The following is a 14,823-nucleotide window of genomic DNA, read 5'->3' as shown; positions in this document are numbered from 1 at the left end:
CTCAATCTTGGAGGAGGCTGCGGAATGCAGGCATTCTTCGGGCCCGAACGGTCCGGCCGGATCGACATCACCCGTCTCATGAGCAACGACACTCAGCAGTTGATGGCGGACGCCGCGCGGTTCGCTGCCGGCCGGGGCGATACGAGTCTCGACGCGCTGCACATCCTGTACGTAGCCGCGGACAAGGACCCTGTGCGTGACATTGTCAAGCGCGTGGGTGGAGATCCGGAGGCGATCTCGAAGAGTGCGGAGGCGCGCCTACCGCGAGGTCGCGAAGCGGTGTCGACCGCACCGACCGTCACGGCCGCAGGCCGTCGGACTCTGCTCGAGGCCCACCAGATCGCTCGTTCACTGGGCTCGACGTATATCGACCCCGAGCACATTTTCCTCTCGTTGGTCTCGGGTGGTGACTCGACCGCGGGACGTGTCCTGGCGTCGGCGGGGGTCACACCGGAATCGATGCAGTCCGCGATTGCTTCGGGTCCGGACATGCCGCAGCAAGATTCGAGTACTCCCACTCTCGACAAGTACGGTACCGACCTGACCGAACGCGCCCGCTCGGGCGGCGTCGACCCGGTCATCGGCCGCAGTGGGGAGATAGAGCAGGCCATCGAGATCTTGGCCCGACGGACCAAGAACAACCCGGTCCTGGTTGGAGAGGCCGGTGTCGGCAAGACCGCCATCGTCGAGGGACTGGCGCAGCGGATCGTGAGCGGCGACGTTCCGGAGGCCTTGGCGGACAAGAAGATCGTTCAGCTGGATCTGGCGGGCATGCTGTCCGGAACCCGCTACCGCGGTGACTTCGAGGAGCGGCTGACCAAGGCGGTCGACGAGATCGTCTCACAGGACGGTCAGTTGATCGTCTTCATCGACGAGCTCCACACGATCGTCGGTGCAGGAGCCGGCGGCGAGGGCGCGATGGATGCCGGTAACATTCTCAAGCCGAGGCTGGCCCGCGGCGAGGTGCACGTCGTCGGCGCGACCACGCTCGACGAATACCGCAAGCACGTCGAGAAGGATCCGGCGCTCGAACGGCGGTTCCAGCCGGTGACGGTAAACGAACCGACTCCCGACGATGCCAAGGCGATCCTGAGCGGGCTGCGTGAGCAATATGAGGACCATCACCGTGTCCAGTACACCGACGAGGCGATCGCGGCCGCTGTCGATCTGTCGTCGCGCTACATCGCTGACCGCTACCTGCCGGACAAGGCGATCGACCTGCTCGACCAGGCAGGAGCACGAAAGCGACTGCAAATCGGCGTATCCGGCCAGGGTGCGAAAGCCCTGCTGCAGCGGATCACGCGGCTCGAGAAGGACAAGGAAGCCGCGGTCGAGGCCGAGCAGTACGAGCGTGCGTCGCACCTGCGTGACGAGATCGCCGGGGTCGAGCAGCGTCTTGCCGAGTCGCGTACAGGTGAAATCGCTGTCGAGACACCATCGGTGACCGCGGACGACATCGCGGAGATCGTCGCTCGGGCGACCGGGATTCCGGCCAGCCAGATGACGCGGCAGGAGAAGGAACGCCTGCGCCGGCTCGAGGACGAGCTGCACCAGCGAGTCGTCGGGCAGGAAGACGCGGTCGAGGCGATCGCACGGGCGGTGCGGCGCAGCCGGACCGGTATGGGCGATCCGCGTCGACCAGTGGGCAGCTTCCTGTTCTTGGGTCCGACCGGTGTCGGCAAGACCGAGCTCGCGAAGGCGTTGGCTCATTCGCTGTTCGGGGACGAGAGCAAGATGCTGCGGCTCGACATGAGTGAGTTCGGCGAGCGGCACACCGCGAGCCGGCTGGTCGGGGCGCCCCCCGGCTACGTCGGCTACGGCGAGGCCGGCCAGCTCACCGAACAGGTACGACGGCACCCGTACTCGGTGATCCTGCTAGACGAGATCGAGAAGGCACACCCCGACGTGTTCAACGTGTTGCTGCAGGTGCTCGACGACGGACGGCTGACCGACGGTCAGGGACGGACGGTGGACTTCAAGAACACCGTCCTGATCATGACCAGCAACCTCGGATCGGACATCATCTCGAGCAAGGGTGGAGCACTGGGCTTCACCACTGGCGACGCCGCTGCGGCCGAGAAGCCGTTGCGTGACAGGGTGATGGGCCGCCTGCGAGAGTCGTTCCGGCCGGAGTTCCTCAACCGGATCGACGAGATCGTCATCTTCCGCAAGCTCGAGGCCCAGCAGCTGCACCTGATCACCGATCTGCTACTCAGCGAGAGCCGGGACCGTCTGCGGGCCAAGGACATCGACATCGAGTTCACACCCGATGCGGTCGACTGGATCGCCGAGCAAGGGCACCAGCCCGAGTTCGGGGCGCGCCCGCTGCGCAGGACGATCGCGCGTGAGGTCGAGGACCGGATCGCCGATCTGCTGCTCGACGACGTCCTCGACGCCGGCGGCCGGATCACGGTCAAGGTCACCGACGACGAACTGGATCTCGTCGTCAGCTGATAGGCGAGACCGTCGGGGCGGGGCAGGTGGGCCGTATTCACCTGTCCCGCCCTTCGTCGTATCCGCGGTTCGAATTGCTGATCGTCTCGTCCGTTCTTGGCGGCGACCTGGATCGAACCGGAGACGTATAAGGTTTCGCCGACAACCTCCGCACCATGGAGGTCGAGTCGGTTGCCGGTATCTCCGGTCCACGATGATGAGAATTCCGCTGCGGGAGGAACCTGGATGTCGAATTCGGCTAGTGGTCGACTCGGACTGCGGAAGCGTGACCTCCGGTCGGGCGATGAGGCGATCCTCCTCGAAGCCACGCTCATCAATCTCAATTGGAACGAAGCGCGGTTCCGCGAACGCGACGTTCTTTCGAACCCCGAGTTCGCGCACTACGCCACAGTGGTCCCGGAACGGGGCGACTTCGGAGTAGTTGCATTTCATCGCGCCCGTTGGGTTGGCGTGGTGTGGATAGTCTTCTTGCCCTCGGAGGATCCCGGCTACGGATTCGTGAAACCCCAGATCGGTGAGTTGAGCGTATGTGTACAGGAGTCTGTACGTGGCTCGGGGTTGGGCAGGGAAATCATGAACGATGCAATCTCGGTCGCCTGTAGTCGAGGAAACGCGGGTGTCAGTTTGAGCGTCGAGGATGGCAATCCTGCAAGGAATTTGTACGAATCCTTGGGCTTCGTGGATGCAGGCGGCGACACCCTGCCCGGGACGATGGTGCTGGACCTGAATCAGGGCATTCCGGCAGCGGATCACGGTGCACCTTGTCCATCTCACGGCGCTACAGTGGATCCAACCGTGTGACCGCGATTTCGGGCCGGAGGTTGCCGTGGACATCGGATTCCTTGGAATGGGCAGGATGGGGCGTCCCATGGCGCGCAACATCGCTCGCGCCGGGTACGACGTGACGGTGTGGAACCGTAGCCCCGGCAAGGCGGCGAGTGTCGTCGATTCCGGAGCGTCCGAGGCGCCTGACCTGTCCGCCGTGTTGCACAAGTCCGTCGTGGTCAGCTCGCTCGCTGACGATCGGGCGTTCGCGGACTCGGTGTTGTCGACGTCGTCGCTGCGAGCCGCAAAACACGGTTCGGTGCACGTCAATCTGGCCACCGTCAGTCCCGGCATGTCCGCGGAGGCCGAGGCCGCTCTGAACGAAAAGGGCGTCTCCTACGTAGCGGCTCCGGTGTTCGGCCGGCCCGAGGTGGCGGAGGCGGGGGAACTGACCGTGGTCGCCGCAGGAGATGCCGGTGCGATCGATGAGGTCGCCCCGCTTTTCGACGTGATCGGGCGTCGTACCTGGCGGGTCGGGGACGACGCCAAGCAGGCGAACACCGTGAAGATCCTCGGAAACTACCTGATCGCGAATGCGATTCAGGCGATGGCCGAGGCGACGACGGTGGCCGAGAAGGTCGGCGGTTCGCCCGAGTTGCTGATGGAAGTCATGAATGACAGCCTCTTCCCTGGCAGGGTCTACGGTGGCTACGGCAAGATGATCTCTCAGCGCCGATACGAGCCGGCCGGGTTCCGGCTCGCGTTGGGGCTCAAAGACGTTCGGCTGGCACTGTCCCAGGCCCGCGAGGCCCAGTTGGGCCTGCCCTTCGGTAGCGTCCTCGAGGATCTGTTCCTCGACGCCCTCGCCCACGGGCAGGCCGATCAGGACTGGTGCTCGATCACCGAGGCGACTCGTCGTCGCGCCGGACTGGCCGGCGAGTAGGCGTCCACCTCGATCAGGTCGAGATCCAACCGTGCTCGGCGCGCACCAAGTGTGCGGCGTCCACCATGTTGCGCAGTGACGATTCGACCTCGGCTCGTCGGCGGGTCTTCAGGCCACAGTCCGGGTTGACCCACAGGCGTTCGGCCGGCACGGCCCCCAATGCGGCCCGCAGCGAACCGGCGATCTCGTCGACCGACGGCACTCGCGGCGAGTGGATGTCGTAGACACCGGGGCCGACGCCCAGGTCGAAGCCGACGGCGTTGAGATCGTCGAGGACCTCCATGTGCGACCGTGCCGCCTCGATCGAGGTGACGTCCGCGTCCAGTCCCGCGATTGCACCGATGACGTCGCCGAACTCCGAGTAGCACAGATGGGTGTGGATTGCGGTCGTGTCGGCGACGCCAGATGTCGCGAGCCGGAACGCGCCCACGGCCCAGTCCAGGTAGGCGGATTGGTCGGCGGCGCGCAACGGCAGCAACTCGCGCAGCGCGGGCTCGTCGACCTGGATCACCCTCACTCCGGACGTCTCCAGGTCGGCGGTCTCGTCACGGATCGCGAGCGCAATCTGGTCGGCCGACTCCGCCAGGGACTGGTCGTCGCGAACGAACGACCAGGCGAGGATGGTGACCGGACCGGTGAGGATGGCCTTGACCGGCTTGTCGGTGAGCGACTGCGCGTACGAGATCCACTCGATGGTCATCGGTTTCGGTCTGCGCACGTCGCCGTAGAGGATCGGTGGGCGGACGCACCGGCTGCCGTACGACTGCACCCAACCGTTCGCGGTCGCGAAGAACCCGTCGAACTGCTCGGCGAAGTACTGCACCATGTCGTTGCGCTCCGGCTCACCGTGGACCAGCACATCCAGCCCCAGATCCTCCTGGAGTGCAACGACGTCGGCGATCTCGGCGCGCATCCGGCGCACGTACTCCGCCTGGCCGATCTCACCTTTGCGCAAGGCTGCGCGTGCCACTCGGATCGCGGTCGTCTGCGGGTATGAGCCGATCGTGGTGGTCGGCAACTTCGGCAGGGACAACTCGGAATCCTGTGCGGTCCGACGGTCCGGTGCCGGGGTCCGGCTGCGCTCCGAATCCGTCAGTGCGGCGAGCCGTGCGCGGATCGCGTTGTCGTGCAGTCGCGGGTCGGAGGCGCGCGTCTCGGCCGCGGCACGGGACTGGGCGAGTTGGTCACCGATCGCGGCATGTCCCGAGCGCACGGCGGTCGCGAGCGTCGCAACCTCACGGATCTTCTCGGAACCGAAGGCCAGCCATGACCGGAGTGCGGGGTCGAGTCCGTTCTCGCCGTCGAGGGTGTAGGGCACGTGCAGCAGCGAGCACGATGTGGAAACCGCTACCGAACCTGCACGATCCCGGAGGGTTTCGAGGGCAGTCAGGGAGCCGTCGAGATCGCTCCTCCAGACGTTGCGGCCGTCGATGACACCGGCGGCGATGTGCTTGCCTTCGATTCCCGGCGTCGCGACGACGTGGTCGAGTGAGCCGGCGACGAGGTCGACGGCGATGCCCTCCACACCGGTCTCGACGAGTGCGGTCAGCGCATCACCGAGATCACCGAAGTACGACGCGACCAGGATCGCGGGACGATGGTTCAGCGCGGCGAGTCGGTCGTACACCGAGCGGGTCGCTTCCAGCTCGGCTGCCGTGCGATCGGCGACCAGTGCGGGCTCGTCGATCTGGACCCACTTCACGCCGGTGTCGGCGAGGAGTCCCAGCAGTTCCGCATACAGCGGCACGACGTCGTCGAGGTGGTCCAGGGGCGCGCGGTCGTCGGACTTCGACAGCAGGAGAAAGGTGACCGGTCCAATCACGACCGGGCGCGCCGGGACGCCGAGCGCGAGGGCCTCCTCGACCTCACCGAGCACCTTCGCCGCGTTCAACGTGAACCGGCTGGCGGGGGTGATCTCGGGGACCAGGTAGTGGTAGTTGGTGTCGAACCACTTCGTCATCTCGAGCGGCGCGATCGTCGTGGTGCCGCGAGCGGCCGCGAAGTAACGATCCAACTCGCTGTCGATCCCGGAGACCCGCTCGGGCAACGCGCCGAGCATCACGGCGGTGTCGAGCATCTGGTCGTAGAACGAGAAGGTGTTGACGGGGACAGAGTCGATCCCGGCGTCGACGAGCTCGGTCCAGGTCCGTCGGCGCAGGTCCCTGCCGACCGACTCGAGCGCAGAGGCGTCGAGGTTCCCGGCCCAGTAGGACTCGACGGCCTTCTTGAGTTCGCGACGGGGCCCGATTCGCGGGGAGCCCAGCACGGTTGCGGTGAAAGCGAGGGTCACGTTGCTCTCCGGTTGCTCATGGCCGCGCCAGCCGAACCATCTGCACCGCCCAGCATAGGCGCCGGTCGACCCTCGCTCGTCCATCACGAAGCGATCGTGACCTCGTGTGGATGCTGTGATCGTTGTCTCGTTCGCCGGGGGTGATGGTGCGTGGCCGAACCGGACCCGCTAACGTGGGCCGCGTGTCAGCGACTTATTTCTGGTTTACCAGGCCGGCCCCGGGTGGGTCGGTCGGCGTAACCGCGCGCTGACAATCTCCCACCCGAGAGCCGGATGACGGGCCGGCTCGCTGGGATTCTTCAAGTCTTCGAGGGTCGGCCTGAGAATAGGAAACCGAACCGAGATGACAGTTCTCACCAACGACCAGCGCCTCGACGATCAGCGCACCGTCAGCATCAGCCCGCTCGTGGCGCCGTCCGTCGTGCGTGCCGAGCACACCCCTGACGAGGTGGCAACGGCCACCGTTCGCTCCGGGCGTGCCGACACGATCAACATCCTGGATGGGGGCGACGACCGCCTCATCGTGGTGGTCGGCCCGTGCTCGGTTCACGACCCCGAGGCAGCGATGGACTACGCGCGCCGACTCGCGGCGAAGGCCGAGGAGTTGCGAGACGACCTGCAGATCGTCATGCGCGTCTACTTCGAGAAGCCGCGCACCACGCTCGGGTGGAAGGGGCTGCTCAACGATCCGCACCTCGACGGCACCTACGACATCAACACCGGCCTGCGGATCGGTCGCAAGCTGCTGCTCGACATCTCCGGACTCGGCCTGCCCGTCGGCTGCGAGTTCCTCGACCCGATCATGCCGCAGTACATTGCCGATCTGGTCACCTACGGTGCGATCGGCGCCCGCACCGCGGCCAGCCAGGTTCACCGCCAGCTGTGCAGTGCGCTGTCGATGCCCGTCGGGATCAAGAACTCCACCGAGGGCGACGTCCAGGTGGCCGTCGACGGCGTTCGCGCCGCGGCGGCGAGCCACGTGTTCCCCGGCACCGACCTCGAGGGCCAGGCAGCACTGATCCAAACCGTCGGCAACCCCGACTGCCACGTCATCCTGCGCGGCGGCACCGATGGGCCTAACTATGACGCCGCCACCGTCGCTGACACGATGGCGCGGTTGCGCAAGTCCGATCTGCCGCGGCGGGTCGTCATCGATGCCAGCCACGGCAACAGCCGCAAGGACCACAACAAGCAGGTCGACGTCGCCGCCGACGTCGCCGAGCGCGTCGCGGCCGGTGACAGGGACATCGTCGGCATCATGCTCGAGAGCTTCATCGAGGCCGGACGCCAGGACCTGACCCTCGGGCGCAGCGACGAACTCACCTACGGTCAGTCGATCACCGACGCATGCATCGACTGGAACACCACCGCGGCGACGCTCGAGCGTCTCGCCGAGGCCGTCGCCTCCCGCCGCCAGGGCGCGTGATTCGAGGACGACGGACGCGCGGTCGCGCTCTCCTTGGTGCTGCTCCGCGGCCGGGGCCGTGGAGCAGCACCGCTTCGGCGTAGGGTTGGAGCGTTCGGACCCTTCGGCTCCGTGGAACGCGCACTTCCGTGGGCCGCGCGCGTTCTTCGAATGAGCCGTTCTCACGGCTTTGAAAGGACCACACGGTGGCAGAGACGATGCGCGCGGCGCGATTCCATGCAGATACGAAAACCAATGTGGTGGAGGATGTCCCGATCCCCGAACCCGGCCCCGGCGAGGTGCTCGTCAAGATCGCCTACTGCGGGATCTGCCACTCCGACCTGAGCCTGCTCGACGGCATTTTCCCCGCCCTCGTCCCGGTCGTGACGCAGGGACACGAGTCGTCCGGCACCATCGCGAAGCTCGGGCCCGGGGTCGAGGGCTGGGAGATCGGGGACAGGGTGATCCTCGCGGCAGGCCGACCGGACATGAAGTGTCGCAGCTGTCGTCGCGGTGACATCGTGAACTGCCTGAATATCCAGTTGATGGCCTTCGCCTATGACGGTGCGTGGGCCGAGTACTCGGTAGCCCAGGCGGTCGGCCTGACGAAGATTCCCGACAACGTGTCCATGGAGCAGGCGGCGTTGCTCGCCGACGCCGTGTCCACTCCGTTCGGTGCGGTCGTGCGTACTGGCGAGGTCGCCGTCGGTGAAGCTGTCGGCGTCTGGGGTGTCGGCGGAATCGGCACCCACATCGTCCAATTGGCGCGCGTCGTCGGCGCGTCCCCGATCCTGGCGTTCGACATCAACCCTGCAGTGCGGGAGCGGGCGCTCGAACTCGGCGCGGACTACGCATTTGACTCACGGGACGAGAACCTGGTTCAGAAGGTGGCCGAGGCCCTCGGTGGCCGACTCCTCGACGTCGCGTTCGACTCGGTCGGCCTGAAGGTCACGTCGGAGCAGGCGCTTCGCTGCCTCGACTTTGGTGGGCGCCTGATCGTGGTCGGGATGAGCGGCGAGGAAGTCTCAGCCGGTCCGAGCGCGGCGCTGGCGTTCACGAGGAAACAAGTGATGGGGCACCTCGGCTACAAGAACGCGGACATCGAAACCCTCGCCGAACTCGTGTCCCGTGGTCGACTCGACCTGTCCCGGTCGGTCAGCGAGATCGTCCCGCTCGAGGACGTCGCGAAGGGCATCGAGAAGCTGCGCACCCAGGAAGGCAATCCGATCCGGATCCTCGTGCAGCCCTGAGTCGATTCGCATGGGCCGGGTCCTGTCATTGCCCGAGACCGGGACCCGCCCATGCAATATGCGGTGCGGTGGCGTCTAGCGGTAGGCACCGGGCGTCGCGCCCGTCCATCGCTTGAACGCTCGGCGGAACGCGCTCGGCTCGGAGAAGCCCAGCCGGGCGGACAGTTCGTCGACGGGCTCGCCGCGACGGAGCGCTGCGATCGCGGCGTCGCGCAGTACTTCCTCGCGCAGATGGTTGAGTGACGTTCCCTCCTGCCGGAGCAGCCGGCGCAGGTGTGGGACGCTGATCGACAGCATCTCCGCGATCTCTTCCGCGGTGCAGGTGCGACCCTGAACTCCCATCTCCAGCACTCGACGAACCTGCGCCGACGCCGTGCTCTCGTAGTCACGTTCGGACAACAAGAGGTTCGGGGACTCGCGCAGGTACTCCGCGAGGCTCCGCTCGTCCTGGATGATCGGAGCTCGCAGAATGGCGTTGTCGAACTCGAGGGACGCCACCGGCGCGCCGAATGTCACCGGCACGCCGAAGATCGCGTCGTAGTGTTTCGCGAACTGCGGTTCGGGCTCGGGGTAGGGGATCAGCACCGAGCGCAGCTTCAAGCGTCGACCCACGAGCCAGGCTGCGAAGCGGTGCAGCAGGATCAACTCGAAATCGGTGACGAGCCGAAAAGCCTCGTCGACGAACTCCGGTGCATAGACGTCGCCGCGGACGTCCACGCGAACCTCGAGCCGCGTCGAATCCTCGCCGTGAACGAGCGTGAGTGGCGGGACCGGGAGGGCACGGGTGACGTCTGCCATCCGCTCGAGCGCGCTGCCCAGGTCGGGTCGGTGGATGAGTGCCAGGCAGATCAGCCGAAATGTCCCGCGCGGCACCGGCGCCGCACCGAGCCCGAACAGTTCGTCGTCCGTCATCTGCCAGGCGGCCTGGGTGACGGCAGTGACCTGTTCCGGGGTCAGCCGCGCCCGGGGGTCGTCGAGCGCGGCCACGTCGATACCGGACGTGTCGAGCGTCGACGCCAAGTCGGCACCCGCTGCCTCGGCCAGGCGCAGTGAGCGTCGGAGAAAGTCCGACGGGATGGTTGCCAGGCTCACCCAGACACCTCCAGTCGGCCCAGTCGTTTCGCTGCCTCCACCAGGACCTCGTCCCGCTTGCAGAAGGCGAAGCGCACCAGGTGATTCCACTGATCGGGGTGGTCTGTGAACACGCTGAGCGGAACCGCCGCCACCCCAGCGCGTTCGGGAAGCGTCCTGCAGAACTCGATATCGTCACGGAGGCCGAACCCCGTGATGTCCGCGCAGAGAAAGTAGGTGCCTCCGCCCGAGTACACGCCGAATCCGGCGTCACGTAGGGCATAGGCCAGTAGATCGCGCTTGCGTTGCAATCCGTTGCGCATTTCAACGATCCACGCCTGCTCGTGCTCGAGCGCGTGTGCGACCGCAGGCTGGAACGGGCCACCGGCCACGAAGGACATGAATTGCTTCGCGGCGCGCACGGCGTCGACGAGTTCGCCGGGGCCGCACGCCCATCCGGTCTTCCAGCCGGTCACGCTGAACGTCTTGGCGGCGCTGGAGACAGTGACGGTGCGTTCGTACATGCCGGGCAGTGAAGCCATCGGAGTGTGGGTACGGCCGTCGAATACGAGGTGCTCGTACACCTCGTCGCTGAGGACGAGCAGGTCGCGCTCGCAAGCCAATTCCGCCACCGCGGACATCTCGGCGCTGGTGAGCACCGTGCCTGTCGGATTGTGCGGTGAGTTCACCACCAGCATCCGGGTCTTCGGGGTCACCGCGGCGCGCAGTGCATCGAGATCGAGTGCGAAGCGGTCACCGTCCCGCGCCATCGGCACCGATCGCCGGGTCGCGCCTGCGAGCGCGACGGCCGCCGCGTAGGAGTCGTAGTACGGCTCGATGAGCACTACCTCGTCGCCGGGTTCGACAAGCCCGAGAATTGCGGCGCTGATGCCCTCCGTGGCCCCAACGGTGACGAGCACCTCGCGCTCGGGGTCGTGGGCGATCCCGTACCTCGCGAGCCGGTCGGCGGCGATCGCGTGCCGCAACACCGGCATGCCCGGCCCCGGCGGGTACTGGTTGAGACCATCGGCGATGGCCTGCCGCGCGGCCTCGAGCATCGACTCCGGACCGTCCGTGTCGGGAAAGCCCTGGCCCAGGTTGATCGCATCGTGCTCGGTGGCGAGGGCCGTCATCTCGGCAAAAATCGTGGACCCGAAGGGTTGCAGTCGCGAGACGGTACGGGAACGGGGCGCTGAGGGCATTTGTCCAGCGTAGCGAGGGCCCAGATGGCCCACGATCTCGGCGGTGTCACGTTCTCCGGTGCTGTCTCGTCTACGGAGTAGACGGCACGCAACCGGCGGGCCGACCTGACGCGGACGATGGAGGAAGTCATGGCTCGAATTCAAGCGGTGAGCCCGCAGGAGGCCGGACCGATGGTCAAGGCGGCGTACTGGTACGCCGGACGGCAGTTCGGGGAGGTCCCCGAACCGTTCGCCGTGCTCGCCAATCATCGCAAGCTGTTCACTGTCTCGGCACGTCACGAGATGGGCGCACAGAAGGCGTCGACGGTGCTGGCCCCCAACATCCGTGAGATCGCGGTCTATCGGGTGGCGTGGACCGTCGACTGCTCCTGGTGCATCGATTTCGGCGCCATGCTGCAGCGTCTCGACGGTCTCGACGTGGAGCGACTGCAGCAGATCGGCGAGTACGACACGTCCCCGCTCTACAGTGACGACGAGCGGGCCGCGATCGCATACGCGGACGCGATGACCGAGACCCCGACGAGCGCGACCGACGAGCAGGTGGCCGACCTCGAGCGGCGCTTCGGACGCGACGGCGTCGTCGAGCTGACGTATCAGATCGCGCTCGAGAACATGCGTGCGCGTATGAACTCGGCACTGGGCATCCACGACCAGGGCTTCAACTCGGGTGACGCGTGCCGGGTGCCGTGGGACGCATCTACCGCATCCGAGGCGGAGCGGCAATCCTGATCCCGCCGAATTTCTCCGGGTTCGCGATGTCGTAGGCAGCCCAGACGCGGCCGTCGTGGACGGTGAAGGCGGTGACCCGCCCCGGAATACCGGGGTGGGTCTCGTCGCCGGGGGAGCTGGGGCTGAGGAACCCGAGTCGGCCGTTGACGAGCACCGGGACCGCGCCGAGGATCGTCTCCAGTCCGTACTTGCGGGCCAGGCCCAGGAAGAAGCGAGCCGAGCGGTCGGCCCCGGTGATCACGTTGAGAGCGGTGGTGGTGGTGCCATTTGCGTCGCCGACCGTGACCGCATCCGGGTGCAGTGCGGCGAGAACGGCCTGGAGGTCGCCGCTCGACAGCGCTGCCATCAGCCGCGTGACGGCCTCGGCGTGTTCTGTCTCCGAGACCGGCGGCGGGGCATCTGCCACCGCCCGGCGGGCGCGGGACGCGAGTTGTCGCGCAGTGGGCACGCTGATCGACAGAACCTTTGCGATCTCTCCGAACGGGATCGCGAAGCCGTCGTGCAGAACGAAGGCCACTCGCTGGTCGGGGGAGAGCGTGTCCAGGACGACCATCGCCGCCATGCGGTTGTCCTCCTGGCGGACAACGGAATCCAGCGGGTCTGGAGACCTGGACGGCGCCACGTCGGTCACGATGGGTTCAGGCAGCCACTGTCCGACGTAGTTCTCGCGGCGGACCGCGGCGGACCGAAGTCGATCCAAGCAGATCCGCCCGACCACCGTTGTCAGCCATGCCCGGAGGTCACGAATGGTTGCGACGTCGGCATCGGCGAGGCGGAGCCACGTCTCCTGCACGGCGTCCTCAGCGTCGCTGACGCTTCCGGTGAGGCGGTACGCCGCGGACAGCAGGTGACTTCGGTGCTCCTCGAACGAGTCCGCCAGTGTCGCGACACCCATGTCACGATCCTACGACGGCGTCGGGTCCGGCTCGTACGGAGGCAGCGTGGAAAGCCGTCCCGCGGCGGTGGCGTCGAGGCGAGACTCCTTCGACGAGAACGGCGCTGTCGACGGGATCTGCCATGCGGGGGATGCGTCCTCGCGTCCCCGGGGTGGAGCCTGTTCGCTCGTAGCGGCGAGGGTGTCGAGAAATGTTTGTGCCCAACGATGCACGTCGTTCGTGGTCACCTGAGCGTGCAGTGCGGCCATCCGGTTCCGTCGCTCCTCGTCCGACTGCTCGAGAGCGGCGACGATCGTGTTCTTCACCAAGTCGAGATCATGCGGATTGACGAGGTGTGCCCGACGCAACTCGGAGGCGGCACCGGTGAACTCGCTGAGCACCAGCGCGCCGTCGTGGTCTGGGTGGCACGCCACATACTCCTTGGCGACGAGGTTCATGCCGTCCCGCAGCGGCGTGACCAGCATGACGTCGGCCGCGACGTAAAGGGCTATCAGCTCGTCCCGGTCCACCGGCTGGTACAGGTAGTGCACGGTGGGGTGGCCGAGCTGGCCGTGGTCGCCGTTGATGCGTCCCACCTGCGTCTCGATCGAGTTCCGCATGAGTGCGTACTGTTCGACCTGTTCGCGGCTGGGAGTCGCGAGCTGGACCATCACGGTGCGGCTCGGATCGAGTCGGCCCTCGTCGTACAGCTCGCCTACCGCATCCAGACGCAGATCGATGCCCTTGGTGTAGTCCAGTCGGTCGACGCCGAGAAGGATGTGATCCGGATTGCCGAGATCCTCGCGGATCTCCTGCGACCGCCGGCGGACCGATTCGCTGCGGGCCCGCTCGACCATGTCGGCCGCGTCGATCGATATCGGGAAGGCGCCGACCCGTACGGTCCGCCCTTCGTGCCGGACTTCACCGCGCCCAGCCCCGGCCTGGGCGGTCTCGAGACCGAGCATCCGCCGGGCCAGGACGACGAAGTTCTGGGCCCCACCGGGGAGGTGGAACCCGACCAGATCGGCGCCGAGCATGCCCTCCATGACGTTTCTTCGCCACGGCAATTGAGCGAACAGCTCGACCGGTGGGAACGGGATGTGAAGGAAGAACCCGATCGTGACGTCCGGGCGCAGTTCGCGGAGCATCTGCGGGACCAGCTGTAGCTGGTAGTCGTGGACCCAGACCGTCGCCCCGGGCGCGGCGGCGGACGCGGCGGCGTGCGCGAAACGACGGTTCACGTCCCGGTACACCGCCCACCAGTGCCGGTCGAACGTCGGTTTCACCACGACATCGTGGTACAGCGGCCACAGTGTGCTGTTGGAGAAGCCCTCGTAGAAGCCCTCGACGTCCGGCGCATCGAGGCGAACCGGGCGCACGCGCAAACCGTCATGCACGAAGGGATCGACGTCGCGATCGGAAACGCCCGGCCATCCGACCCAGCACCCGTTCCGTCTGCGAAGTACCGGTTCGAGAGCGGTCACCAGTCCACCGGGACTGCGCCGCCACGTTGTGGTGCCGTCGGATCGTTCCACCATGTCGACTGGGAGCCGGTTGGCCACGACGACGAAATCGGACAGGACGGTGGCGCTTTGGTCGGACAGATCCATCATCGAGCGACTCTCCCGTGGTCGGTGCGTCCTCGGACGGCGCGAATCCTCGCTCGCGGGATCCGCAAGCCGAGTGCCCGAATCCCTCCGGAAATCGGCGAACCTATCGGGATGACCGCTGGCGAGGCTACCCACGCCTTCCGACGGGACCGGAAAGATCTCCAGTTGTCGGAATAGAGTTGTTGTATCAACGATTCGGGGTTCCGGCAACTTTCCCACGCCCAAACGT

General features: G+C 66.6%; 11 protein-coding genes. 6 read left to right on the top strand and 5 right to left on the bottom strand.

Annotated elements, in window-relative coordinates:
• The first annotated feature begins 24 nt into the window (after positions 1-24).
• The 3 genes from EF834_RS03205 to EF834_RS03195 all read left to right on the top strand — a co-directional run bounded on the left by EF834_RS03205 (position 25) and on the right by EF834_RS03195 (position 4,162).
• Positions 25-2,454: an ATP-dependent Clp protease ATP-binding subunit gene (locus EF834_RS03205; RefSeq protein WP_127945698.1), complete on the top strand. Its 2,430-nt coding sequence runs from the start codon at positions 25-27 to the stop codon at positions 2,452-2,454.
• 225 nt (positions 2,455-2,679) lie between these two features.
• Positions 2,680-3,255, top strand: a complete 576-nt coding sequence (locus tag EF834_RS03200; RefSeq protein WP_127945696.1) for a GNAT family N-acetyltransferase — start codon at positions 2,680-2,682, stop codon at positions 3,253-3,255.
• A gap of 25 nt (positions 3,256-3,280) precedes the next feature.
• Positions 3,281-4,162: an NAD(P)-dependent oxidoreductase gene (locus EF834_RS03195; protein ID WP_127945694.1), complete on the top strand. Its 882-nt coding sequence runs from the start codon at positions 3,281-3,283 to the stop codon at positions 4,160-4,162.
• A gap of 13 nt (positions 4,163-4,175) precedes the next feature.
• On the opposite strand, the gene metE is transcribed toward EF834_RS03195, so the two are convergent.
• Positions 4,176-6,452, bottom strand: coding sequence for a 5-methyltetrahydropteroyltriglutamate--homocysteine S-methyltransferase (gene metE / locus EF834_RS03190; protein ID WP_206615162.1), 2,277 nt, complete (start codon positions 6,450-6,452; stop codon positions 4,176-4,178).
• Positions 6,453-6,795: 343 nt separating this feature from the next.
• Between metE and EF834_RS03185 the strand changes: the two genes are divergently transcribed.
• Together EF834_RS03185 and EF834_RS03180 are read left to right on the top strand one after the other, a co-directional pair.
• Positions 6,796-7,878, top strand: coding sequence for a 3-deoxy-7-phosphoheptulonate synthase (locus tag EF834_RS03185; protein WP_127945692.1), 1,083 nt, complete (start codon positions 6,796-6,798; stop codon positions 7,876-7,878).
• A 185-nt stretch (positions 7,879-8,063) separates the two neighbouring features.
• Positions 8,064-9,107, top strand: a complete 1,044-nt coding sequence (locus EF834_RS03180) for a zinc-binding dehydrogenase (protein ID WP_127945690.1) — start codon at positions 8,064-8,066, stop codon at positions 9,105-9,107.
• A 75-nt stretch (positions 9,108-9,182) separates the two neighbouring features.
• Here the strand turns inward: EF834_RS03180 and EF834_RS03175 are convergent, their stop codons facing one another.
• Positions 9,183-10,199: an AraC family transcriptional regulator gene (locus EF834_RS03175; RefSeq protein ID WP_127945688.1), complete on the bottom strand. Its 1,017-nt coding sequence runs from the start codon at positions 10,197-10,199 to the stop codon at positions 9,183-9,185.
• The gene (locus EF834_RS03170) at positions 10,196-11,380 is read right to left on the bottom strand and encodes a pyridoxal phosphate-dependent aminotransferase (protein WP_127945686.1); all 1,185 of its coding nucleotides are present in this window, start codon (positions 11,378-11,380) and stop codon (positions 10,196-10,198) included. The genes EF834_RS03175 and EF834_RS03170 overlap by 4 nt, the downstream gene beginning before the upstream one ends.
• 129 nt (positions 11,381-11,509) lie before the next feature.
• Between EF834_RS03170 and EF834_RS03165 the strand changes: the two genes are divergently transcribed.
• A complete protein-coding gene (locus EF834_RS03165; protein WP_127945684.1) occupies positions 11,510-12,109 on the top strand; it encodes a carboxymuconolactone decarboxylase family protein in 600 nt (199 codons plus the stop codon).
• Here the strand turns inward: EF834_RS03165 and EF834_RS03160 are convergent.
• Both EF834_RS03160 and EF834_RS03155 read right to left on the bottom strand, forming a co-directional pair.
• Positions 12,078-13,004 (bottom strand): sigma-70 family RNA polymerase sigma factor, encoded by a 927-nt coding sequence (locus tag EF834_RS03160; RefSeq protein ID WP_127945682.1) that lies wholly within the window; start codon positions 13,002-13,004, stop codon positions 12,078-12,080. The two genes, EF834_RS03165 and EF834_RS03160, sit on opposite strands and share 32 nt — an antisense overlap.
• Positions 13,005-13,013: 9 nt before the next feature.
• Positions 13,014-14,597 (bottom strand): alpha,alpha-trehalose-phosphate synthase (UDP-forming), encoded by a 1,584-nt coding sequence (locus EF834_RS03155; protein ID WP_127945680.1) that lies wholly within the window; start codon positions 14,595-14,597, stop codon positions 13,014-13,016.
• Between the last annotated feature and the right edge of the window lie 226 nt (positions 14,598-14,823).

Source organism: Rhodococcus spongiicola, from assembly GCF_004011835.1.
GTDB lineage: Bacteria > Actinomycetota > Actinomycetes > Mycobacteriales > Mycobacteriaceae > Prescottella > Prescottella spongiicola.
This window is presented reverse-complemented; position numbering and strand designations above follow the sequence as displayed.